This is a genomic window from Dactylosporangium thailandense (assembly GCF_059739745.1).
In genome coordinates this window covers 2,892,075-2,917,624 of the sequence record NZ_AP029195.1, presented here as the reverse complement: position 1 = coordinate 2,917,624, position 25,550 = coordinate 2,892,075, and the positions used below count along the sequence as shown (strand labels likewise).

Here is a 25,550-nt window from a genome sequence, read left to right as displayed (position 1 = left end):
CGATGACGGATCTGTATTTCCGGGTGCGCCTCGCCGTTGTGGCCGGGTTCGCGGGCGGCGCGCTGGCGGCGATGCTGCTGCCCGGCCGCTACCGGGGCTGGGCGGCGCTCGCGGCGGTGCTGATCGGGATCCTCGCGCCGTTCGTGTACGTCCGGTGGCGCCGCCATCGTCGTCAGTAGTGCACGAACCGGGCCCGTTCGAGGAGGGCGAGCGCCGAGTCGGTGGCCTTGCCGATGACGGCGAGCAGCACGATCGCCAGCAGCATGACGTCGGTTCGGCCGGTGTTCTGGCTGTCGATGAGCAGGAAGCCCAGGCCCATCGAGGACGCGATCAGCTCGGCCGCGACCAGGAACAGCCAGCTCTGCGCCAGCCCGAGCCGCAGGCCCGACACGACCGCCGGCAGAGCCGCGGGGAACAGCACCGTGCCCAGCAGCGTCGCGCCCGACCGGCCGTACGCGCGGCCGACCTCCACCAGGTGCGGGTCGACCCTGGCGAGGGCGGCGGCGACCGTGGAGTACACCGGGAAGAACGCCCCGATCGCGACCAGCACGATCTTCGGGGTCTCGTCGATGCCGAGCCAGAGCAGCAGCAGCGGCACCCAGGCGAGCGAGGGCACGGCCCGCAGCGCCTGGATCGTCGGGCCCAGCAGCGCCTGGGCCGCGCGGGACAGGCCGACCAGGCCGCCGAGGGCGAGGCCGGCCACCGAGCCCGCCACGAAGCCGAGGAACACCCGCTGGACGCTGATCGCGATGTGGTGGCCGAGCTCGCCGCGCCGGGCGAGCTGCCCGAGCGCGGCGAGGACGTCCGCGGGCGGCGGCAGCTGGCTCGCGGACCAGACGCCGCTCGCGCTCGCGGCCTGCCACGCGCCCAGCAGGAGCACCGGCACGACCGCGCCGGCCAGGAGCGCCCAGGAGCGTCTCACTTCGCGCGGGCCTGCGCGAACCGCGGCTCGAAGAGCGACTCGAGCGCCTGCCGGCCGTCCTCGGCGGTCTTGATGTTGCCGTCCGCGACGAGCACCGGCAGGATCGTCTCCAGGACCTTGCGCTGGGCCTCCCCCGGCACCGGGTCGACGTCGAGGGCGGTCCGCTCGGTGAGCACGAGCCGGGCCACCGCCGGGGAGACCTTGGACTCGCGGGCGAGCAGGTCGACGGCCGGGCCGGGGTTGGCCGCGATCCAGGCCTTGGCCTTCTCGTAGGCGTCGACGACGAGCTGGGCCACGGCCGGGTACTTCGCCAGGAAGGCCTCGCGGGCGTTGAGGGTGCCGTAGGAGTTGAAGGCCTTGTTGCGGTAGATGAGCTTCGAGCCGCTGTCGACCTGGGTCTGGGCCATGATCGGGTCGAGGCCGGCCCAGGCGTCGACGTCGCCGCGTTCCAGGGCCGCCTTGCCGTCGGCGTGCTGCAGGTTCACCACCTCGACGTCCTTCGAGGTCAGGCCGGCCTGCTGGAGGGCCTGGAGGAGGAAGAAGTACGGGTCGGTGCCCTTCGTCGCCGCGACCTTCCTGCCCTTGAGCTGCGCGACGGTGGTGATCGGGGAGTCGCGGCCGACGACGATCGCGGCCCACTCGGGCTGGCTGTAGATCGACACGACCTTGATCGGGGTGGCGTTCGCCCGGGCCAGCAGCGCCGCGGCGCCCGCGGTCGAGCCGAAGTCGACGGCCTCGGCGCGCAGCGACTCGTTCGCCTTGTTGCTGCCGGCCGACAGGACCCACGTCACCTTGGTGCCCTTGGCCTGCAGCTCCTGCTCGAGCCACCGCTGCTCCCGCAGGACCAGGCTGGCCGGGTTGTAGTAGGCGTAGTCGAGGCGCAGCTCCGCCGGGGCGTCGCCCCCGCTCGCGGGCGGCGGCGCGGCGGGCGCGCTGTGCTCGCCCTCCACGCAACCGGACGTGAACAGGGCGGCGGCCACGGCGACGGCGAGGGCGGCGCGTTTCATCGGGGATCCTCCGTGATCGGGGGCACGCCCAGCCGGGCGAGCAGGTCGGCGCGCAGGGTCGCGAGCACGGCGTCGCCCCGGTCGCGCGGGCGGTCACCGGGAACGTCAAGGGCGTGCACGATGGCGGCGCCCGGGCGGCCGGGCTCCGAGCCGAGCAGGACCACGCGGTCGGCCAGGCGCAGGGCCTCGTCGACGTCGTGGGTGACGAGCAGGACCGTCGTGCCGGTGCGGCGCTGCACCCCGTCCACGAGGTCCTGCATGCGCAGCCGGGTGAGCGCGTCCAGCGCCGCGAACGGCTCGTCGAGCAGGAGCACCCCGGGCCGGCGGGCCAGGGCGCGGGCGAGCGCGGTGCGCTGGGCCATGCCGCCGGAGACCTGCCGCGGCCGGTGCCGCGCGAAGCCGGCGAGCCCCACGACGTCGAGCAGCTCGGCGACCTCGGCCCGGGACCGGGTCCGCGGGGTGCCCCGGGGCAGGCCGTAGGCGACATTGGCGGCGAGGCTGCGCCACGGCAGCAGGCGCGGCTCCTGGAACATCACGGCGCAGCGGGTCTCGATGCCGCGCACCGGGCGCCCGTCGACGGTGACGGTCCCGGCGGTGGGGTGCTCGAGGCCGGCGACGAGCCGCAGGAGCGTCGACTTGCCGCTGCCGGACGCGCCGAGGATGGCCACGACCCGCCCGGCCGGCAGATCCAGGTCGATGTCGCGCAGCACGACGTGCCCGGCCCAGCGCCGACCGGCGCCGCGCAGCCCGACGGGCACGGCGGCGGTCGCGAGGGGTGCGATCGTCACGCGGGCATATTACCTATAAGATCGATAGAGTAAATAGAGAAACCTCAGCGCAGGTATGCCAGCTCGGGGAAGGCGCGGCGGTACGCCGCCAGGAGGCGACCGGCGATCGCGTCGGAGGCGACCAGCGGATGGATGGCGAACGCCCGGCGGGCCGCGGCCGCCGAGCCCGTCGCCGCCGCCTCCAGGACCGCGCGCTCGCTCGCCTTCACCGCGGCGGTCAGCGCGGCCTGGCCGGCGTCCAGCGGGGTGACGGGCAGCGGCCGGGCGCCGGCGGTGTCCACGGCGCACGGCACCTCGACGATCGCGTCGGGGTCCAGGTGCGGCAGGGAGCCGCGGTTGCGCACGTCGAGGATGAGCCGGGCCGGGCCGCCGCCGGTGAGGGCGCGCATCAGGGCCAGCGCGATGTCCTCGTATCCGCCGGTCGACGGGCCGGCGGCGAAGTACGTGGCGTCCCGCTCGGCCCGCACGCCGTCCCAGATGGACAGCGCGTCGGCGGCCGGGTCGGCGAGCTGGCGGTACAACCGCCGCTGTTGCTCCTGGAGGAACTCGCCGCGGGTCGGGCCGCTCGGCGACGCGATCGGGTCCTCGTAGTAGTGAAGGTATTCGTTCGGGATCGAACGACCGTCCACGCGGAGCCAGCCGAGGTGGTTCAGGCCCGCGTAGTCGAACGCGTCGAAGCGGCGGCACAGCGAGGCGGGCGAGTCGCAGATGCCGATCACGCGGTCGCCGAGGTGGGCGGCCATCGCCTCGGTCACCAGGCCGGCCGGGTTGGTGAAGTTGACGACCCATGCCCCGGGGACGACCTCGGCGATCCGGCGGGCGAAGCCGGCGGCCACCGGCACGGTCCGCAGGCCGAAGGACACGCCGCCCGCGCCGACGGTCTCCTGGCCGAGCACGCCCTCGGCGATCGCGATCCGCTCGTCCAGGACCCGGCCGGCGAGCCCGTGCACGCGGATCGCCGAGAACACGACGTCGGCGCCGGTGAGCGCGACAGTGAGATCGGTGGTCGCGGTCACCCGGGGCGCGGAGGCGATGCCGAGGGCCTGGGCGGCCAGCACCCGCTCGATGGCCGCGAGCCGGCCGGCGTCGGTGTCGAACAGCGTCACGGCGTCGACCAGTGGATCCCGCAGCAGCGCGCGGTGGATGAGCGGCACCCGGAAGCCGCCCCCGCCGAGGATCGTGAGCCTCATGCGGCATCGGGGAGCCGGGCGATGGTGGCCATCGCGCGGCGGGTCCGGCTCAGGTCGCCGCTCGGGATGAGGTCGTCGAGGAAGCCGTAGGCCTCGTCGCGCGTCGCCGCCCGCCACGCGGCGATGTCGCCCCAGCCCGGCGCCGACAGCGAGCCGCCGAAGTGGCGCACCGACAGCGCGGCGACGAGGTTGGCGAAGGCGAGGCGCTCCCGCAGCGGGCGCTGCCACAGGGTCGCGGCGATGAAGCCGGCGTTGAACACGTCACCGGCGCCGGTCGGGTCGAGGGCCTCCACCGGCACCGCCGGGGCGGCGACGATCTCGCCGGTCGCCGCGTCGATGGCCAGGGCCCCCTCCGCGCCGCACGTGACCACGGCCAGCGGCACCCGGTCGGCGAGCCGGCGCAGCGCGGCCCGCGGGGTGTCGGTGCGGGTGTAGTGCATCGCCTCGCCCGCGTTGGGCAGGAAGGCGTGGCAGTCCTCGAGCAGGTCCAGGGCCGCGGCCGGCCAGGCGGCGGTGTCGTCCCAGCCGACGTTGGCGAAGACCAGCGTGCCGGCCCGGGCGGCGCGGCGGACCCACGGCAGGGGCTCACCGGTCAGGCTCACCGCGGCCGCCGTGGCCGCGGGCAGCTCCCCGACGAGGCCGCCGGGGCGCGCGGGGGCCGGGTGGGCGTGGCTGATCATGCTGCGGTCGCGCTCGTAGGCCAGCGACACCGTCACCGGCGAGTGCCAGTCCTCGAAGCTGCGCGACGGGCCGAGGTCGATGCCCTGCTCGCGCAGCACGTCGCGGCAGAACTCGCCGTAGGCGTCGGTGCTGAACGCCGCGCCCAGGCCCGTCCGCAGGCCCAGGCGCGCGGCGGCGACCGCCAGGTTGGCGATGCCGCCCGGCGACGAGCCCATGCCCGGCGCCCACGTCTCCTCCCCCGGCCGCGGCAGCCGCCGCAGCCCGGTGAAGACGATGTCGAGGTAGACGTCACCGGACACGAAGAGGTCCATGGCGACAACCCTATGCCGGTTAAGCCGATCGGCCCAGTAGGGAATCGGCAAGATGATCTGTGACCTCCCGCGCGTCGTCCTCGATCCCGTGGATGAAGGTCGACTTGCGCCGGCGCAGGACGGGCAGGCCGAGCGCGTACAGCCCGGGGACCCCCTCGACCACCCCGCCGTCGTGGCGGAGCCGGCCCTTGGCGTCGACCACGGGCACGTCCAGCCAGCCGTACTCGGGCCGGAAGCCGGTCGCCCAGACCACCGTGCGGATCTCGCCGCCGGCGAGGTCGAGCTGCAGCCGCGGCCGGGCCGGCACCCGGGTCGGCTCGGGCCGCTCGTCGGACGGGTCGCCGGCCCACGCGTCGAACGTGTCCAGCAGCCGCGCGAGCTTGAGGTCGGCGAGGGAGAACAGGTTGCGCAGGCCGCCCGAGAACAGCGCCCGGCCGTCGCGCAGCGCGGCCCACCGCCCGACGAGCTCGACGCCCATGTCGGTCAGCGCGTTGAGGTCGAGGGTGCGGCGCTTCTCGTCGCCGACGAGCTGCGGCGAGGAGAGCTTGCGGGCTCGCTCCAGGTCGTCGATCTCGTCGTGGCGCTGGTCCCACACGCCGGCCGCGTCCATCCACCACAGGACGTCCTTGCCGCGGTACAGGCGGGGCATGCGCACGTGCTCGCCCACGGACAGGGTGACCTTGCGGCCGGAGCGGTGCAGCTCGGCCGCCAGCTGCACGCCGGTCGCCGAGGCGCCCACGACGAGCACGCCGCCCTCGGGCAGGTCGGCCGGCCCGCGGTACGAGTGCGGCGTGATCTGCGTGATCGAGGACGGCAGGGCGGCCGCGAACGCCGGGACGACCGGCGTGTTGCAGGCGCCGCTGGCGATGACGACCGCGCGGGCCCGCAGATCGCCGTTGATCGAGAAGCCGTCGTCGCCGGCGCGCAGCGAGGTGACCTCGAACCCCGTGCGCACCGGCGCTGGCTCGGCGAACCGGTCGATGAACGACGCCACCTCGGCGCTGGTCATGTACCCGTCGGGGTCCGGGCCGTCGTAGGACTGGCCCGGCAGCCGGGTCAGCCAGTTCGGGGTCAGCAGGCGCAGCGAGTCCCACCGCTCGTGCCGCCACGAGTTCGCGACCTCGCCGCGCTCCAGCACGACGTGGTCGATGGATCGCCGGCTCAGGAAGTGACTCGCCGCGAGGCCGGCGTGACCGGCCCCGACGACGACCGCGGTGACGCGCTCAGGCAACTTCGACCGTGACGTCGGTCGGGTTGGTCAGGGCGTCGAAGACGGCGGAGCGCTTCTGCGACTGCGCGACGAGGGCCTCGATCTCCTGGCGGGAGGCGTCGGCGTCGATGTTGAACGTGACCTTGATGCCCTCGTAGCCGTTGCGCACGTCCCCGTCGCCGAGGATGCCGCGGATGTCGTGCTGGCCCTCGACGTGGGCCTCGACCGAGCGCAGCTGGATGCCCCGGTTCTGCGCGACGCTCGCCACACCCGCGGTGAGGCACCCGGCGAGGCCGACCAGGAGATACTCGATCGGCGTGATGCCGTTGTCCTCGGCGGCGAAGACGGCGGGGTGGTCGGCCTCGAAGGTCGACTGGGCCTTGTGGGTCTGCTCCTGGCCGAGGCCGAAGAACTTCTCGATGGTGGTGGTGCTGTGCACGCCGTGGTCCCAGCGCGAGGACGCACGCCAGGTGAACTGGGCGGCCTCGGGCGCGTCCTTGAGCGCCTGGCGAGCGTCCAGCAGGGCCTGGACGTTGACACCGTTGTCGGCTGTCGTCATATCGTGTGCTCTCCTCTACGGTACCGAGCTACCCATTATGCTGGTCCGATTACCTATAACACCCACTAGGGCGATGGACAATACACTGATAGTCGAGACGCAGTACCTCGACCTGCCGGACCCGGTCCAGCTTGACTGCGGCCGCGAGCTGCACGCGGTGCGGGTCGCGTATGAGACATACGGCAACCTTGCTCCCGAACGGGACAACGTGATCCTCGTGTGCCACGCCCTGAGCGGCGACGCACACGCGGCCGGCCTGTCGGCGAGCCCGTCCGAGGCCGGCACGCGGGACGGTTTCGCGGCCGAGGATCGCGACGGCGCCGCCGGGAAAGCTCTCGGATGGTGGGACGGCATGATCGGCCCCGGGAAGGCGTTCGACACCGACCGGTACTTCGTCGTGTGCACGAACCTCCTCGGCGGCTGCCGCGGCACCACCGGCCCGGGCTCGGTGAACCCGGAGACCGGCCGGCCGTACGGATCGGACTTTCCGGTCATCACCGTCGCCGACATGGTCCGCACCGAGCGGGCCCTGCTGCGCGAGCTCGGCATCGAGCGGCTCGCCGCGGTCGCCGGCGGGTCGCTGGGCGGGATGCAGGCCCTGGAGTGGGCGGTGCTCCACCCCGACGAGGTCGACGCGATCGTCGTCATCGCCAGCACCCACGGGCTGCACCCGCAGGGCGTGGCCTGGAACTTCATCGCCCGCGAGTCCATCATGGGCGACCCCGCGTGGCAGGGCGGTCACTATCACGGCACCGGCCGGGCGCCCGACGCCGGCATGGGCGTGGCCCGGATGGTGGGGCACATCACCTACCTGTCCGCGCCCGCGCTGGAGGACCGCTTCGGCCGCCGGCTGCAGTCCGCCGACGACATCCGGCACACCATCGCCGAGCCGGAGTACCAGGTCGAGAGCTACCTGCGCCACCAGGCCGGCTCCTTCGTGCGGCGCTTCGACGCGAACACCTACCTCTACCTCTCGCGGGCGCTGACGTACTTCGACCTGGCCCGCGAGCACGGCGACGGCTCGCTGGCCAAGGCGCTGGCCGGGGTGCGGGCGCGCACGCTGCTCATCGCGTTCAGCTCCGACTGGCTGTATCCCCCGAGCGCCTCGCGGGACATCGAGGCCGCCCTGGCCGAGCACGGGCTGCCGGTAGAGTTCCACCTGATCGAGGCGCCCTACGGCCACGACTGCTTCCTGCTGGAAGAGGCCCGGCAGACGCCCATCATCCGCCGGTTCCTCGGCGAGGAAGGCACAGGCGAGTGAGCGACGAATCCAGCGCTTTCAGGGCCGAACGGGAGCACGAGTTCGGCTTCGAGACCCGGCAGCTGCACGCCGGGCAGCGGCCCGACCCGAACACGGGCGCCCGGGCGGTGCCGATCTTCCAGACGACGAGCTACGTGTTCGAGGACCCCGAGTCCGCGGCCGCGTACTTCAACCTGCAGGAGTACGGCAACACGTACTCCCGCATCATGAACCCGACCGTCGCCGTCTTCGAGGAGCGGGTCGCCAACCTGGAGGGCGGCACGGGCGCGGTCGCGTTCGCCAGCGGCATCGCGGCCCAGGCCGCCGCCCTGTTCACGCTGCTGGAGCCCGGGGACCACGTGGTGTCGTCCTCGGCGCTGTACGGCGGCACCGTGAACCAGCTCAAGCACCTCCTGCGCAAGATGACCGTCGAGCTGACCTGGGTCGACCCCGACGACCCGGACGCGTGGCGGGCCGCGGTGCGCCCGAACACGAAGGCGTTCTTCGCCGAGACCATCGGCAACCCGGCCGGCAACGTGCTCGACATCGCCACCGTCGCCGGGATCGCCCACGAGCACGGGCTGCCGCTCATCGTGGACAACACGTTCGCCACGCCCTACCTGTGCCGGCCGATCGAGTGGGGCGCCGACATCGTCGTGCACTCGGCGACGAAGTTCATCGGCGGGCACGGCACGAGCATCGGCGGGGTGGTCGTCGAGGCGGGCACCTTCGACTGGTCCAACGGGCGGTTCCCGGTCATCGCCGATCCGTCGCCGGCCTACCACGGGCTGGAGTTCCACGAGACCTTCGGCGCCTACGGGTACCTCATGAAGCTGCGCGCCGAGACCCTGCGCGACCTCGGCGGGGCGCTCTCGCCGTTCAACGCCTTCCTGTTCCTGCAGGGCCTGGAGACGCTCTCGCTGCGCATGGAGCGGCACGTCACCAACGCGCTGGCGGTCGCGGAGTTCCTCCAGGCGCACGAGCTGGCGAGCAACGTGACCTACGCGGGCCTGCCCGGCAGCAAGTACAAGGCGCTCGTGGACAAGTACCTGCCGCGCGGCGCCGGGGCGGTCTTCTCGTTCGACTGCGCCGGGGGCCGCGAGGGCGGGCAGAACCTCATCCGCGGCGTGACCCTCTGGTCGCACCTGGCCAACGTCGGCGACGCCAAGAGCCTCGTCATCCACCCCGCCAGCACGACCCACCGCCAGCTCAGCGACGCCGAGCTGGCCGCGTCCGGGGTCGGGCCCGGCACGGTGCGCCTGTCGGTGGGCACGGAGAGCGTCGCGGACCTGCTCTGGGACCTCGAGCAGGGCTTCACCTACGTCAGCAAGGCGGCCTGATGGACCCCCAGCGCTTCCAGGACCCGACCACGATCCAGCGCGTCCTGCACACCGCACGCACCGTGGCGATCGTCGGCCTGTCCGCCAACGAACTGCGGGCGAGCTACTTCGTCGGTTACTACCTCAAGCGCCACGGCTACACGGTGATCCCAGTCAACCCGCGCGAGCCGCGGATCCTCGGCGAGACGAGCTACCCGAGCCTCGCCGAGGTGCCGGTGCCGATCGACGTCGTGAACGTGTTCCGCGCCCCGGCCGCCGTGCCGGGCATCGCGCGCGAGGCGGTGGCCGTGGGCGCGAAGGCGCTGTGGTGCCAGTTCGGCGTGATCAGCGACGAGGGCTCGGCGATCGCGGCGGACGCGGGGCTGGACGTGGTCGTGGACCGGTGCGTGAAGATCGAGCATGCGCGGTACGTCGGGCGCATGCACTGGCTCGGCTTCAACACCCAGCGGATCACCTCGGTCCGCACCGGCCTGCAGTGAGGATCAGCGACCCGGGACGGCTCGATCGACCACGACCTCGTAGACGAGATCCGTGGTGATGGAGCCGACCCGGGCCAGCTCGCCCGTGATGCGGGCCAGGTCCGGCATGTCCGCGGCCAGCACCTCGGCGACGTAGCAGGCCTCGCCGGTAACCCGCACGCACCGCACGATCTGCGGCTCGCGGGCCAGCACCGCGGCGACCTGGTCGTAGCGCTCGCCGTGGACCTTCATCCGCACGACCGCCCGCAGCGGCAGCCCGCACGCGGCCGGGTCGACCCGCGCCGTGTAGCCGGTGATGACGCCGCGCTCCTCCAGGCTCAGCAACCGGACCCGGGTGGCGGACGCGCCGAGGTGGATCGCGGCGGCCAGGGCGGTCAGCGACGCCCGGGCGTCCTGCTGCAGCGCGGCGATCAGCCGCCGGTCGATGTCGTCGAGCGGGCCTGCGGTCATCGCGGCAATCTACCGCGGAATCCACGGCTCCCATCCGGGTCCGCCGCACGATCGGGCTGCCCGCGACCGCGCGCCGCCCCGTAGCGTCGTAGCCATGACCGAGTTCGCCTACGTCGACGTCTTCGCCGCCGCCCCGCTGACCGGCGCGCCGCTCACCCTCGTCCCGGACGCCGACGGGCTGAGCGACGCGCAGCTGCGGGCGATCGCGCGGGAGTTCAACCAGTCCGAGACCACGTTCGTGCTGCGCAGCGACGTTGCCACCCGCCGGCTCCGGTCGTTCACCCCGACCGGCGAGGAGGTCTTCGGGGCCGGGCACAACGCGCTGGGTGCCTGGCTGTGGCTGGCCGAGTCGCTGCTGGAGGGCGACTCGGCCACGTTCCACCAGCAGATCGGCGCCGACATTCTGCCGGTGTACGCCCGGCGCCGCGACGACGGCCGGATCGTCATCAGCATGGAGCAGTCGCCGCCGGTCTTCGGGGCCTCCGTGGCGGACCGGGCCGGGCTGGCCGCCGCGCTCGGGCTCGACGAGGACGACCTGGTGCCCGACCGGGCCGCGCGGGTCGTCTCGACGGGCGCCGGGCACCTGCTCGTGCCGGTGCGCTCCCGCTCGGCCGTCGACCGGGCCGCGGTGCACGCCGACGCGCTCGTGGCCGCCCTGCGCGCCGTCGGTGGCGAGGGCTGTTACGTGTACACCCTGGAGTCCGGCGTCTACGCCCGGTTCTTCAACCCCGCCATGGGCATCCCCGAGGACCCGGCCACCGGCACGGCCGCCGGCCCCCTCGCCGCGCTGCTCGTCGCCGACGGGCTCGCCGGCCCGGACGTGGTGATCGAGCAGGGCCACGCGATGGGCCGCCCGAGCCGGATCCTCGTCACCGTCGACGGCCCGCGGGTCCTGGTCCGCGGCTCCGGCGTCGTCACCGCGACGGGGACGCTCACGATCGGTCCGCGCCCCTCGGTCAGCGCCGATGACGAGCGGTTCCTGCGCCGCGCGATCGAGCTCGCCACCCGGGCCCGGGCCGCCGGCGAGGCGCCGTTCGGGTCGCTGCTGGTCGACGCGGCCGGAACGGTGCTGGCCGAGGAGCACAACACCGTCGCCTCCGACGGGGACATCACCGCGCACCCGGAGCTCAAGCTGGCCCGCTGGGCCGCCCGGCATCTGACGCCCGCGGCCGCGGCGGAGGTCACGATGTACACCTCGTGCCAGCCGTGCGGCATGTGCACGGGCGCGATCGACCGCTCCGGCCTCGGCCGGGTCGTCTACGCGCTGTCCACGGCCCAGCTCGGCCGCCGGCTCGCGACGGTCACGCAGGACGGCCCGGCCCTGCACGCGTCGGCGCGGGCCGCCGTCGAAGGGTTCTACGCCTGACAGAATGGCCTGGTGAGGCGCGAGGCGAGCATCATGCATCTCGACCTCGACGCCGCGTTCGCGAGCATCGAGCAGCGGGACAAGCCGTCGCTGCGCGGCCGGCCGGTCGTCGTGGGCGGGATCGCCGGGCGCGGGGTGGTGGCGACCGCGTCGTACGAGGCGCGGGCGTTCGGCGTCCGCTCCGCGATGCCGACGTCGGAGGCGCGGCGGCGCCTGCCGAGCGGGGCGGCCTATCTGTCGCCGCGCTTCGAGGCGTACCGGCGCACCAGCCAGGTCGTGATGGAGGTGCTCCGCGAGGTCTCCCCGCTGGTCGAGCAGGTCTCGATCGACGAGGCGTTCGTCGACCTGGCCGCGGGCGGCCACGACTGCGCGGTGCCCGCCGTCACCGAGCTGGCCCGCGGCATCAAGGCGCGCATCGCCGCCGCGACCGGCGGGGTGACCGGCTCGGTCGGCATCGGCACGTCGAAGCTGGTCGCGAAGATCGCCTCCGACCTCGACAAGCCCGACGGCCTGACGGTCGTCGGCCCGGGCTCGGAGCTGACGGTGCTGCACCCCCTGCCCGTGACCAAGCTGTGGGGCGTGGGCCCGGCTACCGCGGAGCGGCTGCGCCAGGCCGGCATCCGCACCATCGGCGAGCTGGCCGCCCGCGACCTGGTCGACCTCCTGGCGTGGTTCGGCCAGGCCCACGGCAACGGCCTGTTCCGCCTGGCCCGAGCCGACGACGACCGCGCCCTGGTGCCGGAGCGCGACACCAAGTCCGTCTCGGCCGAGGAGACCTTCGGCACCGACGTCGCCGACCGCGCCCGCCTGGAGCGCGAGCTGGACCTGCTCGCCGACCGCGTGGCCCGGCGCCTGCAGGCCGCGGGCCTGTCCGGCCGGACGGTGACGGTGAAGGCCCGCTACTTCGACTTCACCACCATCACCCGCTCGGCGACCCGCGACCAGCCGACCGACGAGCCGCGCGCCGTGGTGGAGGTGGCCCGGCGCCTGCTCGCCGACATCGACGTGACGGGCGGCCTGCGCCTGCTCGGCGTCGGGGTCTCCGCGCTGTCGGAGTTCGCCCAGGACACGCTCTTCCCCATCGGAGGGGCGCCGGCGGTCGTGGACTCGCCCGCCCCGGAGCCGGTCGCCGCCGAGCCCGTCGACACCGAATGGCGCACCGGCCAGGACGTGCGCCACGACGAGCACGGCCCCGGCTGGGTGTGGGGCGCGGGCCTGGGCCGCGTGACCGTGCGCTTCGAGGGCCCGCTGACGCCCCCGGGCCCGGTGCGCACCTTCAAGGCCGACGACCCCGCGCTGCACCGCGCGCCCCCACCGGACTGGCGCTGACCGATATCGTCCTGGTGTGCCCGCGCTCAGCCCGCCCACCGTAGACGTCCACGAGTCGTTCCTGGCCGCCATGGCCGAGTTCGTCGCCGAGGGTCGCGGCGGCCCCGACGACCACAGCATGATCGCGCACGAGCTGCGGGAGTTCTCCCCGTCCTGGGCCTCGCCCGCGGGCTTCGCCGGCTACGTGTCGGCGCTGCGCGCGCAGGCGCAGGAGGAGACGCCCCGGCCCGAGGGATTCGTCCCGTCGACCTCCCTGTGGTGGGCCGAGGGCGCCGACTACTACGGGCGCCTCGCGATCCGTCACCGGCTGACCCCGCACCTGCTGGAGGGCGGCGGCCACATCGGCTACGACGTCCGCCCGACGGCCCGGCGCCGGGGCTACGCGACGCGGATGCTGCGGGCGGCGCTGCCGATCGCGCGCTCCCTGGGCATCGAGACCGCCCTGCTCACCTGCGACACGACGAACATCGTCTCCCGGCGCGTCATCGAGGCGAACGGCGGCGTGCTGGAGGACGAGCGCGACGGCACGCTCCGCTTCTGGGTGCCGACCGCCTGACGGCCCACGGTCACGGGACGGCGTCGCCGCCCCGTGACCGTGGACGCCGCGGTCGATCAGCGTCGCCGCAGCGCGAACACGCCCCAGCCGAGATACCGGCGGCGATAGCGCACGTACCGCAGCGCGGCGGTGTCCAGCTCGGCCCGGACCACGCCGGCCAGCTCGTCGTCCGGGTTGGCGTCGAGCCAGGTGCGCAGGCTGAACCACTGGGCCGCGGCGTAGCGGTCCCAGCTGTCCTCGTCGGCCAGGACCATCTCCACCACGTCCCAGCCGAGCCGCCCGAACGACTCGACGAGCCCCGGAAGGTCGTCGTACTCGCCGCGGTCCTGGAAGCCGCAGCCCTCGACGGTCGCCTGGTCGGGCGGGTCGAGGCGCCAGAACGGCTCGCCGACGAGCAGCAGGCCGCCGGGCTTGAGGCTGCGCTCCAGCAGCGTCAGCGTGCCCGCGACGCCGTCGCCGATCCACGTCGCGCCGATGCAGGCGGCGACGTCGACGGGCTCGGGCAGCACGAAGCCGGCGGCGTCGTCGTGGACGAACGCCACGTGGCCGGCGACGCCCAGCTCGGCCGCGCGGGCCTCGGCGGCGGCGAGGAACACGGTGCTGATGTCGACGCCGGTGCCGTGGATGCCGTGGTCGCGGCTCCAGGTGCACAGCATCTCGCCGCTGCCGCAGGCGAGGTCGAGCAGGGTCTGGCCGGGGCGCAGCCGGACGGCGGCGCCGAGGGTCGCGAGCTTGTGCTCGGTGAGCGGGTTGTGAATGCGGTGGTCAGCCTCGCGGATGGCGAAGATGCGCGGAAGGTCCACTTCGGAGAGTCCTCACGTCGGTCGGATGGGTCGGCAGGGTGAGGACGGGCGCCGGCATCAAGCCACCTCCAAGAGACGTGAGATCTGCCCGACGATAACCGCTAGGAGCCGATCGCGGCGACCGGTTTCCGGGCAAGCAGCGGGCCGACGAGCTCGGCGAGGATCCGGGGACCGTGCTGGGTCAGGACGGACTCCGGGTGGAACTGGACCGAGGCGAAGGCCGGGCCGCGCAGCGCGTGGACCTCGCCCGTCGCCGGGTCCTGGGCCACCTCGAACGCCGCCGACGGGGACGCCTGCGCGGCGAAGGTGTTGTAGAAGCCCACGAGCTCGGGCCGGCCGAACAGGTCGATCTCGCGCTGGACGCCCTGGTTCGGCCGGGCGCGGCGGGTCAGCGACAGGCCCAGCCGGGCCGCGAGGATCTGGTGGCTCAGGCACACCGCCAGCAGCGGCCGGCCCGCGGTGAGCGCGGCGTCGGCGAGGTCGTGCAGGCGGGCGATCTTCGGGTGGCGCCGGTCGCTCGGGTCGCCGGGTCCGGGGCCCAGCACGAGAAGGTCATGGTCGGCGGAGGCCGGTTCGTCGTACCGCACGACGTCCACCGCCAGGCCCAGGGACCGCAGTTGCAGGGCCAGCATCGCGGTGAACGTGTCCTCCGCGTCGACGACCAGGGCGCGCCGGCCGGCGAACTCGCTGGAGGTGGGCGGGTCGCCGAGCCAGAAGCCGGCCAGGGTGTCGTTGCGCCGGGCCAGCGCCGCCAGCACCGACGGGTGGCGGGCCAGGTGCAGGGGCGCGGGACCCGACGGGCTCCCCGCACCGCGCAGGGCACCCAGCAGGGCCGCCGCCTTGGCCTCGGTCTCGGCGGTCTCGGCGCCCGGGTCGGAGTGGCGCACCAGCGTCGCGCCGACGTCGATCGTCACGCGGCCCGCGGCCGAGATGTCGGCGGTGCGGATGAGGATCGCCGAGTCCAGCTCGCCCGGGCCGATGAGGGCCGCTACGCCGCTGTAGTAGCCGCGGCCGGTGCGCTCGTGGCGGGCGATGACACGGCAGGCGCTCTCCAGCGGGCTGCCGGTGACCGTGGGGGCGAACAGCGTCTCGCGCAGGATGTGCCGGGGGTCCAGGGCGGTACGGCCGCGGATGAGGTACTCGGTGTGCGCGAGCCTCGCCATCGGGCGCAGGTATGGGCCGTCGACGCGGCCGCCGGCGGGGCAGACGCGGGCCATCATCTTGAGCTCCTCGTCGAGCACCATGGCCAGTTCGTCGGTCTCCTTGCCGTCGGCGAGGAAGCCGAGCACGTCGGGCAGGGTCGGGCCGCCGCGGCGGTACCGCAGGGTGCCGCTGATCGGGTTCATCACCGCCTCGCCGTCGCGCACGCTGATGTGCCGCTCCGGAGTGGCGCCGACGAGTGTGCGGTCGCCGGTGTGGACGAGGAACGTCCAGTAGGCGCCGGACTCGCCGAGCAGCAGCCGGCGGAAGCAGGACAGGGCGTGGGCGAGGCGGTAGTCGGCGATCGCGGCGGTGAACGTGCGGCGGATCACGAAGTTGGCGCCCTCGCCGCTGCCGATCTCGTCGTCGATGACGCGCCGGACGGTCTCGGCGTAGTGGTCGGCGCCGAAGCCGCCGTCGACGGGCACCTCGACGTCGGGCAGCAGCGCGGCGGCGAGGCCCACCGGCAACACCTGGCGATCGGCGACGCGCAGGGCGAGCAGGCCGGTGTCGTCGTCGACGCACGCGAAGCCGCGCTCGCGGATCTGCCGGAACGGCACGAGCGCGAGGACCGTGCCGGTGGCGGGCAGCTCGGCGATCGTGTCCACGGTGGACAGCGCGCCGGTGAGCACCTCCACGCCGTCGGCGCTGCCCGGGCGGTACAGCAGGGCGAAGGGCTCCATCACAGCACCGCCGCCGTGGTGGTGACCACCGCGCACCGGCGGGCCGCGTAGGTCAGGGCGAGGCGGTGCTCCTCGGCGGAGAGGTCGCCGACCGCGTCGGCCACCAGGAACGGCTGGATGTCGTGGCTGAACGCCTCCACGAGCGTGGCGAGCACGCCGATGTGCGCGTAGACGCCGCACACGACGAGCTGGTCGCGGCCGGCCGCCCGCATCCGTGCGAGCAGGTCGGAGCGGACGAAGGCGCTGTAGCGCCACTTCGTGAACACCCAGTCGTCCGGCCCCGGGGTCAGCGGCTCCACCACCTCGCGGTCGGCCGGTGTCATGGCCATGCCGGGCCCCCAGAAGTCGGCGAGGAGCCCGCGCTGTTCGCTCGTCATGCCGCCGGGCTGCACGGTGTACGCCACCGGCAGCCCGGCCCCGCGGTGCAGGGCGGCCACGTTGCCCACGAGCCGCTCCCGGAACTCGGGGGCGAAGGGCCGCAGGAAGTACCGCTGCATGTCGTGGATCAGCAGGACCGCGCGGCGCGGGTCGGGCCGCCAGCCGGCCGTGTTCGCGGGCAGGTCGCCTTCGGCGGGCAGCGGATAGGGCGGGATCGGGGCCATGGCCATGGAACGGTCCTCCTAGACGCCCAGGGTGGCGCCGCCGTCGACGGTCAGCGCGTGCATGGTGATGTGCCCGGCCCGGTCGGACAGCAGGAACACGACGGCGTCGGCGACGTCGTCCGGGCGGGCGAGCTTGCGCAGCGGAATGCCGACGCGGTAGGCGTCGAGCCGCCCGTCGATCGTCGCGCGGCGGCCGCTGTCGTCGTGCCACATGCCGCGCAGCATGGGCGTGTCGGTGGAGCCGGGCGCGACCAGGTTGCAGCGGATCCCGTGCGCGGCGACCTCGAGGCCGAGGCACTTGGTGAACATCGTGGCGGCCGCCTTGGACGCCGCGTACGCCGCCATGCCCTGCCGCGGCGTGTCCGCGGCGTTGGAGGCCACGGTGACGATGGCGCCGCGGCCGCGCGGGAGCATGCGGTTCACCACGGCCCGGCTGACCACGAACACGCCGGTCGTGTTGACGGCGAAAGTGTCCCGCCAGTCCTCGTCGGAGAGCCGGGCCGCGTCGTCGATGCGCAGGACCCCGGCCGCGTTGACGAGGTAGTCGATCGGGCCGCCGCGGTCCTCGACGGCGGCGACGGCCGCCTCGACCTCGTCCCGGCGGGTCACGTCGGCCGGGACGGCGAGCACCCGCAGGCCCTCGGCGACGAGCCCGGCGGTGGCCTCACGCAGCGCCCGGGCGTCGCGGTCGAGGGCCGCGACGAGCGCCCCCTGCCGGGCGAGCGCGGCGACCACGGCGGCGCCGATGCCGCCCGCGGCGCCGGTCACGAGCGCGATCTTGTCCTGCACGGGGCCTCCTCAGCCGTTCCAGGCCGCCACGACGGCCATCGCCTGCTCCGGGTTGAGCCGCGGGTCGCACAGCGTCGTGTACTTGTCCCCGACCCGCTCGGCGTGGGTCGCGTCCGCGGCGCACTCGGTGACGTCGTCGGGGGTGGTCTCCAGGTGCAGCCCGCCCGCGGTACCGCCCGCGCCGCGGACCGCGCACTGGAAGCCACGGACCTCCTCGACGACGGCGTCGAGGTACCGCGTCTTGAGCCCCTGCGCGGTGGTGACCGTGTTGCCGTGCATCGGGTCGACGAGCCAGATGACGGGGTGCCCGGCCGCGTGCACGGCCGCGACGAGCCCGGGCAGCCGCTCGGCGACGTGCCCGGCGCCGAGCCGCGCGATGAACGTGAGCCGGCCGGGCTCGCGGTCCGGGTCGAGCCGCGCGCACAGGGCCAGCAGTTCCTCGGCGGTGGTGGCCGGGCCGACCTTGCAGGCGACCGGATTCACGACGCCGGCCAGCAGCGCCACGTGCGCGCCGTCGGGGTCGCGGGTGCGCTCGCCGATCCACGGCCAGTGCGTCGAGGCGAGCAGCCGGCGGCCGGAGGCGGTGCGGCGCAGCTGCGGCACCTCGTAGTCCAGCAGCAGCGCCTCGTGGCTGGCCCAGGTCGTCGGGATCCGGCTCAGGTGGGCGAGCACCTCGCGGGCGGTGTGGTAGCCCGCCACGAGCCGGGCCGGGTCGGGGCGGCGGCCGCGCTCGTCGGGCTCGGGGGCGTTGACCAGGTGGCCGCGGTACACCGGAAGCTCCCGGCCGCCGACGACCTCCGTGGCGCGGCTGCGCGGCTTGGCGAGCTGGCCGGCGAGGCGCCCGACGCGCAGCACGGGCCGGCGGGTGAGCTGCTGCAGGGCGCCGGCGAGCATGTCGATGAGCCCGGCCTTGCGCACGACGTCGCCGTAGGTGCACTCGGCCGGGTCCTCGGCGCAGTCGCCGGCCTGCACGACGAGCGCCTCGCCGGCGGCGACCGACGCCAGCCGCTGCCGCAGCCGCAGCACGTCGGCCGCCCGCACCAGCGGCGGCAGGTGCGCCAGCCGGTCGCGGGCCGCCTCGAGCCCGGCCGGGTCGCCCCAGTCCGGCTGCTGGGGCGCCGGTCGCTGCCGCGGCAGGGCCCCGCGCTCAGCCATCGGTCAGCGCCCTGGCGATCGCGATGGTCCGGCGGATCTGGAACTCCACCGCGGCGAGGTTGTCGTCGGTGACGTTGCCGGGCTCGTTGCGCGAGACGTTGCCGGCCCCGTACGGGTTGCCGTTGCCCGGGCGGAACAGCACCGGATCGGTCGAGCCGGTCGGCACGATGATCGCGCCCCAGTGGCAGAACGTGTTGTGCAGCGCCAGGATCGCGCTGACCTGGCCGCCGTGCGGGGCCGAGCCGGACGCGAAGGCGCCGACCGCCTTGCCGGCCAGCCGGCCGCCGATCGAGGGCTCGGCGGTGGTGTCGAGGAAGTGCAGCAGCTGCGGCGCCGGCAGGCCGAAGCGGACCGGGGTGCCGACCAGGATCGCGTCCGCCCATTCGAGGTCGTCGAGGGTCGCGGCGGGCACGTGGGCGGTGGCCTCGGCGTGCCGGCGCCACGCGGCGCGGTCGGTGACCGCCGGCTCGTCGACCAGCTCCGGCACGCGGCGCAGCCGGACCTCGGCGCCGGCCTTGAGCGCGGCGTCGGCGGCCGCCTCCGCGAGCCGGAACACGTTGCCCGTCGAGGAGTAGTAGATGACTGCGACGTTGGACATGCGGCCATCCTCGGCGCCGGCCCCAGCCCGGCTCAATTCCTATCAATCAAGTATGTCAAGTGCGCCCGTGACCACCGCCGCGGCGCCCAGCACGGTGGCCCGCGCACCTAGGCGCGGCGCCGTCCGGCCCGGCACGGTGGGACCGTGACCGATCCCCTGACGCACCTGTGCACCGAGGTCTTCGCGGGGCTGCCCCGGCGGGATCAGCGCCGCCGCGGCGCCGAATACGTGGCGGGCCTGCTGCGCACGCCCGGCCGCAAGTCGATCCGCAACATCGCCGGCGGGGCCGGGGAGCAGCGGCTGCACCACTTCGTCAGCGACTCCACCTGGGACTGGCGGCCGGTGCGGGCGGCGCTGCGGCGGCACCTGCTCGGCGTCGAGCCGCCGGACGCCTGGGTCGTGCGCTCGATGTTCATCCCGAAGGCGGGCGCGCACTCGGTGGGGGTGGCGCGGCGCTTCTGCCACACCCGCGGCGCCGCCGTCAACGCCCAGCACGCCGTCGGGGTGTGGGCGGCCACGGCCGAGTGGGCCGCCCCGGTCGGCTGGCGGCTCCACCTCGCCGCGACCCCGCCGGCCGACTGTCTCGCCGAGGCCTACCTCGAGCAGGCCGCCGCCGGCGACCGCCGGCCGGTGGTGCTCGACGCCCGCGGGTGCGACGCCGCCGCGCTGATCGGGCGGCTGCGGGCGGCCGGGGCGGCGGTGCTGGCCCGGGTCGACCCGGACACGCCGGTGTGGACGAACGCTCGGCCGCCGGGGCACGGCGACGGTCCGCTGCCCGCGTCCCGGCTCATCCGGATGGACCCGCACATTCGCCGGCCGCTGTTCGGCGGCGGGTTCGCCGCGGCCCGCCCCGCCCGCGTGACCGGTCGCGCCGACGACCTCACGCTGCTGGGGCTCGAGGACGCGGTGTGGCTCACCGACCTGACCGGCCGGGGCCCGGCCGAACTGGCCCGGCTGGCCGCGCTGCCCGCCCGGGTCGACGAGGACCTGGCCGCGATCGGCGACCGGGTCGGGCTGCGCGACTACACCGGCCGCTCGTTCGCGGGCTGGCACCGCCACGTGACCCTCGCCTCCGCCGCGCACGCCGTGCTCGTCCTCGAGGGAGTGGACCGTCGTGCTGACGCTGCGTGAAACAGACCCCGGATCGCCGATCGCCCTGCTCGGCACCGGCGTGGGCCTACCCGGCCAGATCGTCGACAACGCCACGGTCGCCGGGCCGGCCGGGGTCACCGCCGAGTGGGTGACCGAGCGCACCGGGATCCGGCTGCGCCGCTGGGCCAAGCCCGACGAGGCCACCTCCGACCTCGCGGCCGCGGCGGGCCGGGCGGCGCTGCAGGACGCCGGGGTGCGCGCCGCGGACCTGTCCCTGGTGCTGGTGGCGACCTCCACGCCGGACTCGCCGCAGCCGCCGACCGCGTCGCTCGTCGCCGACGAGCTCGGCGTGGCCCCGGGCACGGTCGCGTTCGACCTCAACGCGGTGTGCAGCGGGTTCGTCTTCGCCCTCGTGACCGCGGAGCGGCTGCTGCGCGCGTCCGGCGGGCACGCGCTGGTGATCGGCGCCGACGTGTACAGCCGCATCCTCGACCCCACCGAACGGCGCACCGCGGTGCTCTTCGGCGACGGCGCCGGGGCCGTGGTCCTCGGCCCGGGCGGGCGCCCCGGCCTCGTGGCCGCGCGGCTGGCCACGTTCCCCGAGGCCCACGGGCTGATCCGGGTGCCCGCGGGCGGCAGCCGCATCCCGGCGACGGCCGACTCGATCGACGCGGGGCTGCATCACTTCGCGATGGAGGGCCGCGCGGTCCGCGACTTCGTGCTGGAGACCGTCGCGCCGGCCATCCGCGACTTCGTCCGCGACGCCGGGGAGATCGCGGCCTTCGTCCCGCACCAGGCCAATCCGAACCTCGTCGCCGACCTCGCCGCCGCGGTGGGCATCGCCCCCGGGCGGACCGTGGTCACCGGCGCCGAGCACGGCAACACCGGCGCCGCATCGGTGCCCACGGCCCTGCACCACGCCCGGTCCGGGCTGCACCCCGGAGACCTCGCCCTGCTGGCGGGCTTCGGCGGGGGCATGTCGGCCGGGCTCGCCCTGCTCCGGTTCTGAGGAAGGTGTACCGCATGGAAGTCGACGAGTACCTCCACCGCATCGGCGCGGCTCGCCCGGCCCGGCCCGACCTCGACGGCCTGCGGCACCTGCAGGAGCGCCACGTGCTGACGGTGCCGTTCGAGAACCTCGGCTACCACCTGGACGAGGAGATCCACCTCGGCGGCCCGGTCGTCGACAAGATCGTCCGGCGGCGGCGCGGCGGCGGCTGCTACGAGACCAACCCCGCGTTCGGGCTCCTGCTCACCGCGCTCGGCTACGATGTGGCGATCCTGCCCGGGCGGGTGTTCCGGCCCGGCGGCCTCGGCCCGCCGTACTGCCACCTCGCGCTGCGGGTCACCGTCGGCGGGGTGCCGTGGCTGGTCGACACCGGCTTCGGCCGCAACAGCCGCCGTCCGCTGCGGCTCGACGATCCCGGGCCCCAGGCCGACCCGCACGGCGTCTACCGCGTCCGCGACGGCGAGGTGACGTGCGACGACCGGCCGCTGTACCGCGTCGACGACCGCCCCGCCGAGCTCGACGACTTCCGGCCGACCCTGTGGTGGTGGCGCACCAGCCCTGACTCGCCGTTCCTGCAGGACGTGTTCTGCTCGCTGCCCACCGAGACCGGCCGGGCCACGCTGCGCGGCCGCCGGCTGACCGTCGACGGCACCGCCACCGAGCTCACCGACGACGCGGCCGTGTTCGCCGCCTACCGCAAGCACTTCGGCATCGACCTCGACCGGCTGCCCCGCGACCCGCTCGCCACGGCCGCCGGCGTCATCCTCGACGACACGCCCGGGAGCCGATCGTGACCCACCCCGACGAATACCTCCGCGCGATGCTGCGCTGGCACTTCTCCCCCGCGACCGGTTCGCCGTTCTGGCTGGAGCGGGCCGGCTCGCTGGGCTTCGACCCGATCGCCGACATCGCCGGCTTCGACGACCTGGGCCGCTTCCCGAACGTCGCCGGCGAGCTGCGCACGGCCCGGGTCGAGGACCTGATTCCGCGAGGGTTCGGCCCCCGCCCCGACGTCTTCGGCGTCTTCGACAGCGGCGGCACCACCGGCGCGCCGAAGCGGGTGGTGCTGCTGACCGAGTGGCTCGACGAGCTGCTCGCCTGGAGCAGCGAGCAGCTGGACCGCCACGGCGTGCCGCACGGCGTCAACTGGCTCTCCGTGGTCCCGTCCGGCCCGCACATGGTCGGGCCGGTCATCGCCCGGCAGGCGGCCCTGCGCGGCGGGCTCACGTTCACCGTCGACCTCGACCCGCGCTGGGTGAAGCGGCTCGTGGCCGCGGGCGACACCGCCGCGGCCGCGGCCTACGGCGAGCACCTCGTCGAGCAGGTCGCGCACGTCCTGCACAGCCAGGACGTCGGCGTGCTCATGATCACGCCGCCGGTGCTGGAGCGGCTGGCGCGCCGCGACGACCTCGTCAAGCTCGTCAACGCGAAGGTGCGCGCCATCAACTGGGTCGGCACGCAGATGGACCCCGACACCCGCCGCCTGTACCGCACCGAGGTGTTTCCCGGCGTGGTGCTGTACAGCGGCTTCGGCTCCACCATGATCCTGGGCAACGCCAGCGAGCGGCCCGGGCTCGGCGACGACGACCCGTGCGTGTACGACCCGTTCTCCCCGCACATGAGCTTCCGCGTCGTGGACCCGGGCACCGGCGAGCCCGTCGCGCTCGGCGAGCGCGGCCAGGTCGTGATGCACCACGTGAGCCGGAGCTTCCTGCTGCCCAACAACCTCGAGCGCGACTACGCGACCCGCGTCGCCGGCGTCGACGGGCAGGTGGGCGACTCGGTCGCGGACGTCGCGCCGGTGGCCACGTTCGACGACGAGGTCGTCATCGAGGGGGTGTACTGATGGCCGTCGCGCTGGACGCGCTGGGCCCGCGCGGGCCGTACCGCGCGCGCCGGACGCTCACCGTCCCCGACGTGACCGGCGCTCCCGTCGCGTCGCTGAGCCTGGTGCCGCGGCTGTACGTGAGCCGGACCCTGGCGGCGCTGCGGCCGGTGCGCCCGCTGCCCTACGAGGAGCGGATCGCGGCGCTGGCCGCGGCCGCCCGGCACTTCACCGGGGACGAGATCGCCGGGCTGTCCTTCGCCGAGTACGAGCGGGCGGTGGCGCGGGTGTCCGGGGTGCCGCTGACGGTCGTGCAGGCCGCGACCGCGTCCATCGCCGAGACCGCCGCACGGGCCGGGGAGACCACCGGCCTGCCCCGACCGGCCGGGGCCGCCGGCGACTGGCGCGATCCGCGCACCCGGGACGGCAGCGCGGTGTGGACCCGCCGCGGCGCCGTCTTCGGCGTGCACGCGGCCGGCAACCATCCTGGCCCGCACGGGCTGTGGCTGGAGGCGGTGGCGCTGGGCTACCGGGTGGCGGTCCGCCCGTCGCGGCGCGAGCCGCTGACCCCGCACCGGCTCGTCACCGCCCTGCACGCGGCGGGCCTCGGCGCGCACGTGGCACTGCTGCCCACCGACCACGACGCGGCCGGGGAGCTGCTGCGGGGCGCCGACCTCGGCCTGGTGTACGGCGGCGACGACGTGGTCGCGAAATACGCGGGCACCACGATCCTGCCGCAGGGCCCCGGCCGCGCGAAGATCCTGCTCACCGCGGGCACGGACTGGCGCCGGCACCTCGACACGATCGTCGACTCGGTCGCCGGCCAGGGCGGGGTGGCGTGCATCAACGCGACGGCCGTGCTCGTCGACGGCGACCCGGCCCCGCTCGCCCGCGCCCTCGCCGAGCGCCTGGCCGCGCTGCCCAGCCTCCCGCCGCAGGACCCGAAGGCGGTGCTGCCGGTCCAGTCCCTCGAGGGCGCCCGGGCCCTGTCGTCCTTCGTGCTCGCCCAGTCCGCCGGTACCGTCCCCTGGCTGGGCGGCACCGGCATCGCCGACGACCTGGGCGACGGCAGCGCGGTGCTGCGCCCGGCGGTCTTCCAGGCCCCGCGCGCGGACGCCCGCCAGCTGCGCGTGGAGGTGCCGTTCCCGTGCGTGTGGGTGGCCCCGTGGTCCCCGGCGGACGGCCTGGCCCCGCTGCGCGACTCCCTGGTGCTGACCGTCTTCACCGGCGACGACCGCCTGGTGGACGACCTGCTGGACGAGCCGACCATCGCGAACGTCTACGTCGGCGACCACCCGACCCACTGGCTGCGCCCGGGCGTCCCGCACGACGGCTACCTGGCCGACTTCCTGATGCGCACCAAGACCGTCATCCGCTGAGCCCGGCCGCGTCGCGACGGTCGCGGAAGGTGCGGCGGTACTCCCCCGGCGCCACCCCCACGACCCGGTGGAAGTGCCGGCGCAGCGTGGCCGCGGTGCCCAGGCCGGTGGCGGCGGCGATCGCGTCGAGGCCGTCGTCGGTGTGCTCCAGCAACTCCTGCGCCCGCCGGATGCGCTCGGTCAGCAGCCACCGCAGCGGCGTGGTCCCCGTCGCCGCCCGGAAGTGCCGGGCGAGGTGGCGGCTGCTCAGGTTGGCCCGGCGGGCCAGGTCCTCCACGGTCAGCGGCTCGTGCAGCCGCTGCGACGCCCAGGCGAGCAGCGCGGCGAGGGGGCGGTCCCGCGGCGGCGGCATCGGGGTGGCGACGAACTGGGCCTGCCCGCCCGGCCGGTGCGGGGGCACCACGAGCCGCCGGGCCACGGCGTTGGCGACGGCCGCGCCGTGGTCGCGGCGGACCAGGTGCAGGCAGAGGTCCAGCGCGGCGGCCTTGCCGGCGGAGGTGAGCACGCTGCCCTCGTCGACGTAGAGCACGTCCGGGTCGACCTCGACGCGGGGATAGCGGGCGGCGAGCGCCCCGGCGTACTGCCAGTGCGTCGTGGCCCGCCGCCCGTCCAGCAGCCCGGCCGCGGCGAGCACGAACGCCCCGGTGCACAGCGACGCCACCCGCGCGCCGGCCTCGTGCGCCGCCCGGACGGCCGCGACGAGGTCCGCGGGCGGGTCGGCGTCCAGCTCCGCCCAGCCGGGCACGATCACGGTGCCGGCCCGGGCCAGCCGGTCGAGCCCGGCGTCGGGCTCCAGCAGGAAGCGCCCATCGGCCCGCACCGGCGCCGCACCGCAGATGACGACCTCGTACCAGTCCGCGACCGGCACCGGCGCGGCCGAGCCGAACAGCTCGTAGGCCAGCGCCAGCTCGAAGTGCAGGACCCCGTCGGCCACGGCCACCGCCACTGTGCTCACGTCCGAAACTGTACGCATCTCGTCGTTTCCGA

Annotated in this window: 27 protein-coding genes; 12 read left to right on the top strand and 15 right to left on the bottom strand. The window is 74.9% G+C overall.

The window, feature by feature from the left end; translation table 11 throughout:
- Positions 1–2 precede the first annotated feature (2 nt).
- Positions 3–179 carry a hypothetical protein gene (locus AC6JBM_RS13125; RefSeq protein WP_497983879.1) on the top strand — a complete coding sequence of 59 codons (177 nt, stop codon included), beginning with the start codon at positions 3–5 and terminating at the stop codon, positions 177–179.
- Here the strand turns inward: AC6JBM_RS13125 and AC6JBM_RS13120 are convergent.
- From AC6JBM_RS13120 to AC6JBM_RS13090, 7 genes are read right to left on the bottom strand one after another with little or no spacing between them, the layout of a single operon-like run.
- Positions 173–922, bottom strand: coding sequence for an ABC transporter permease (locus AC6JBM_RS13120; RefSeq protein WP_497983878.1), 750 nt, complete (start codon positions 920–922; stop codon positions 173–175). The two genes, AC6JBM_RS13125 and AC6JBM_RS13120, sit on opposite strands and share 7 nt — an antisense overlap.
- Complete coding sequence (locus tag AC6JBM_RS13115; RefSeq protein WP_497983877.1) at positions 919–1,929, bottom strand: aliphatic sulfonate ABC transporter substrate-binding protein; 1,011 nt, start codon at positions 1,927–1,929, stop codon at positions 919–921. Before AC6JBM_RS13115 ends, AC6JBM_RS13120 begins: the two co-directional genes overlap by 4 nt.
- Positions 1,926–2,717, bottom strand: a complete 792-nt coding sequence (locus AC6JBM_RS13110) for an ABC transporter ATP-binding protein (protein ID WP_497983876.1) — start codon at positions 2,715–2,717, stop codon at positions 1,926–1,928. Before AC6JBM_RS13110 ends, AC6JBM_RS13115 begins: the two co-directional genes overlap by 4 nt.
- Positions 2,718–2,761: 44 nt before the next feature.
- Positions 2,762–3,907, bottom strand: coding sequence for a family 4 glycosyl hydrolase (locus AC6JBM_RS13105; RefSeq protein WP_497983875.1), 1,146 nt, complete (start codon positions 3,905–3,907; stop codon positions 2,762–2,764).
- Complete coding sequence (locus AC6JBM_RS13100) at positions 3,904–4,899, bottom strand: carbohydrate kinase family protein (protein WP_497983874.1); 996 nt, start codon at positions 4,897–4,899, stop codon at positions 3,904–3,906. Before AC6JBM_RS13100 ends, AC6JBM_RS13105 begins: the two co-directional genes overlap by 4 nt.
- Positions 4,900–4,918: 19 nt before the next feature.
- Positions 4,919–6,130 (bottom strand): NAD(P)-binding domain-containing protein, encoded by a 1,212-nt coding sequence (locus AC6JBM_RS13095; protein ID WP_497983873.1) that lies wholly within the window; start codon positions 6,128–6,130, stop codon positions 4,919–4,921.
- Entirely contained in the window at positions 6,123–6,668 is a 546-nt protein-coding gene (locus AC6JBM_RS13090) for an OsmC family protein (RefSeq protein ID WP_350623753.1), read from the bottom strand. The genes AC6JBM_RS13095 and AC6JBM_RS13090 overlap by 8 nt, the downstream gene beginning before the upstream one ends.
- Positions 6,669–6,741: 73 nt before the next feature.
- Between AC6JBM_RS13090 and metX the strand changes: the two genes are divergently transcribed.
- The 3 genes from metX to AC6JBM_RS13075 are packed head-to-tail and all read left to right on the top strand — an operon-like array spanning position 6,742 to position 9,727.
- On the top strand, positions 6,742–7,929 hold the full coding sequence (gene metX, locus AC6JBM_RS13085) for a homoserine O-acetyltransferase MetX (RefSeq protein WP_497983872.1): 1,188 nt from the start codon (positions 6,742–6,744) through the stop codon (positions 7,927–7,929).
- On the top strand, positions 7,926–9,248 hold the full coding sequence (locus tag AC6JBM_RS13080; RefSeq protein ID WP_497983871.1) for an O-acetylhomoserine aminocarboxypropyltransferase/cysteine synthase family protein: 1,323 nt from the start codon (positions 7,926–7,928) through the stop codon (positions 9,246–9,248). Before metX ends, AC6JBM_RS13080 begins: the two co-directional genes overlap by 4 nt.
- A complete protein-coding gene (locus AC6JBM_RS13075) occupies positions 9,248–9,727 on the top strand; it encodes a CoA-binding protein (RefSeq protein WP_350623747.1) in 480 nt (159 codons plus the stop codon). Before AC6JBM_RS13080 ends, AC6JBM_RS13075 begins: the two co-directional genes overlap by 1 nt.
- A 3-nt stretch (positions 9,728–9,730) precedes the next feature.
- Here the strand turns inward: AC6JBM_RS13075 and AC6JBM_RS13070 are convergent, their stop codons facing one another.
- Positions 9,731–10,177, bottom strand: coding sequence for an Lrp/AsnC family transcriptional regulator (locus AC6JBM_RS13070; RefSeq protein WP_497983870.1), 447 nt, complete (start codon positions 10,175–10,177; stop codon positions 9,731–9,733).
- 94 nt (positions 10,178–10,271) lie between these two features.
- Between AC6JBM_RS13070 and AC6JBM_RS13065 the strand changes: the two genes are divergently transcribed.
- From AC6JBM_RS13065 to AC6JBM_RS13055, 3 genes are read left to right on the top strand one after another with little or no spacing between them, the layout of a single operon-like run.
- Positions 10,272–11,543 carry a PhzF family phenazine biosynthesis isomerase gene (locus AC6JBM_RS13065; protein ID WP_497983869.1) on the top strand — a complete coding sequence of 424 codons (1,272 nt, stop codon included), beginning with the start codon at positions 10,272–10,274 and terminating at the stop codon, positions 11,541–11,543.
- A 12-nt stretch (positions 11,544–11,555) separates the two neighbouring features.
- Positions 11,556–12,872, top strand: coding sequence for a DNA polymerase IV (locus tag AC6JBM_RS13060; protein WP_497983868.1), 1,317 nt, complete (start codon positions 11,556–11,558; stop codon positions 12,870–12,872).
- A 16-nt stretch (positions 12,873–12,888) separates the two neighbouring features.
- On the top strand, positions 12,889–13,428 hold the full coding sequence (locus AC6JBM_RS13055) for a GNAT family N-acetyltransferase (protein WP_497983867.1): 540 nt from the start codon (positions 12,889–12,891) through the stop codon (positions 13,426–13,428).
- Positions 13,429–13,484: 56 nt separating this feature from the next.
- Here the strand turns inward: AC6JBM_RS13055 and AC6JBM_RS13050 are convergent, their stop codons facing one another.
- From AC6JBM_RS13050 to AC6JBM_RS13025, 6 genes are all read right to left on the bottom strand, one after another.
- The gene (locus tag AC6JBM_RS13050) at positions 13,485–14,231 is read right to left on the bottom strand and encodes an SAM-dependent methyltransferase (protein ID WP_497983866.1); all 747 of its coding nucleotides are present in this window, start codon (positions 14,229–14,231) and stop codon (positions 13,485–13,487) included.
- Between the two features lie 101 nt (positions 14,232–14,332).
- Entirely contained in the window at positions 14,333–16,114 is a 1,782-nt protein-coding gene (locus tag AC6JBM_RS13045; RefSeq protein WP_497983865.1) for an anthranilate synthase family protein, read from the bottom strand.
- Positions 16,114–16,722, bottom strand: a complete 609-nt coding sequence (locus AC6JBM_RS13040) for an isochorismatase family protein (RefSeq protein ID WP_350624763.1) — start codon at positions 16,720–16,722, stop codon at positions 16,114–16,116. Before AC6JBM_RS13040 ends, AC6JBM_RS13045 begins: the two co-directional genes overlap by 1 nt.
- 12 nt (positions 16,723–16,734) lie before the next feature.
- A complete protein-coding gene (locus AC6JBM_RS13035) occupies positions 16,735–17,505 on the bottom strand; it encodes a 2,3-dihydro-2,3-dihydroxybenzoate dehydrogenase (RefSeq protein WP_497983864.1) in 771 nt (256 codons plus the stop codon).
- A 9-nt stretch (positions 17,506–17,514) separates the two neighbouring features.
- Positions 17,515–18,660, bottom strand: coding sequence for a 3-deoxy-7-phosphoheptulonate synthase (locus AC6JBM_RS13030; RefSeq protein ID WP_497983863.1), 1,146 nt, complete (start codon positions 18,658–18,660; stop codon positions 17,515–17,517).
- A complete protein-coding gene (locus tag AC6JBM_RS13025) occupies positions 18,653–19,258 on the bottom strand; it encodes an NAD(P)H-dependent oxidoreductase (protein WP_497983862.1) in 606 nt (201 codons plus the stop codon). The genes AC6JBM_RS13030 and AC6JBM_RS13025 overlap by 8 nt, the downstream gene beginning before the upstream one ends.
- Before the next feature lie 144 nt (positions 19,259–19,402).
- Between AC6JBM_RS13025 and AC6JBM_RS13020 the strand changes: the two genes are divergently transcribed.
- The 5 genes from AC6JBM_RS13020 to AC6JBM_RS13000 are packed head-to-tail and all read left to right on the top strand — an operon-like array spanning position 19,403 to position 24,563.
- Positions 19,403–20,389, top strand: a complete 987-nt coding sequence (locus AC6JBM_RS13020; RefSeq protein WP_497983861.1) for an IS701 family transposase — start codon at positions 19,403–19,405, stop codon at positions 20,387–20,389.
- Complete coding sequence (locus AC6JBM_RS13015; RefSeq protein WP_497983860.1) at positions 20,373–21,359, top strand: 3-oxoacyl-ACP synthase III family protein; 987 nt, start codon at positions 20,373–20,375, stop codon at positions 21,357–21,359. Before AC6JBM_RS13020 ends, AC6JBM_RS13015 begins: the two co-directional genes overlap by 17 nt.
- Positions 21,360–21,373: 14 nt before the next feature.
- A complete protein-coding gene (locus AC6JBM_RS13010) occupies positions 21,374–22,153 on the top strand; it encodes an arylamine N-acetyltransferase family protein (RefSeq protein WP_497983859.1) in 780 nt (259 codons plus the stop codon).
- Positions 22,150–23,205, top strand: coding sequence for an AMP-binding protein (locus AC6JBM_RS13005; RefSeq protein WP_497983858.1), 1,056 nt, complete (start codon positions 22,150–22,152; stop codon positions 23,203–23,205). The genes AC6JBM_RS13010 and AC6JBM_RS13005 overlap by 4 nt, the downstream gene beginning before the upstream one ends.
- On the top strand, positions 23,205–24,563 hold the full coding sequence (locus AC6JBM_RS13000) for an aldehyde dehydrogenase family protein (protein WP_497983857.1): 1,359 nt from the start codon (positions 23,205–23,207) through the stop codon (positions 24,561–24,563). The genes AC6JBM_RS13005 and AC6JBM_RS13000 overlap by 1 nt, the downstream gene beginning before the upstream one ends.
- Here AC6JBM_RS13000 and AC6JBM_RS12995 read toward each other — a convergent pair.
- Positions 24,553–25,536: a helix-turn-helix domain-containing protein gene (locus tag AC6JBM_RS12995; RefSeq protein ID WP_497983856.1), complete on the bottom strand. Its 984-nt coding sequence runs from the start codon at positions 25,534–25,536 to the stop codon at positions 24,553–24,555. The genes AC6JBM_RS13000 and AC6JBM_RS12995 overlap by 11 nt on opposite strands.
- Between the last annotated feature and the right edge of the window lie 14 nt (positions 25,537–25,550).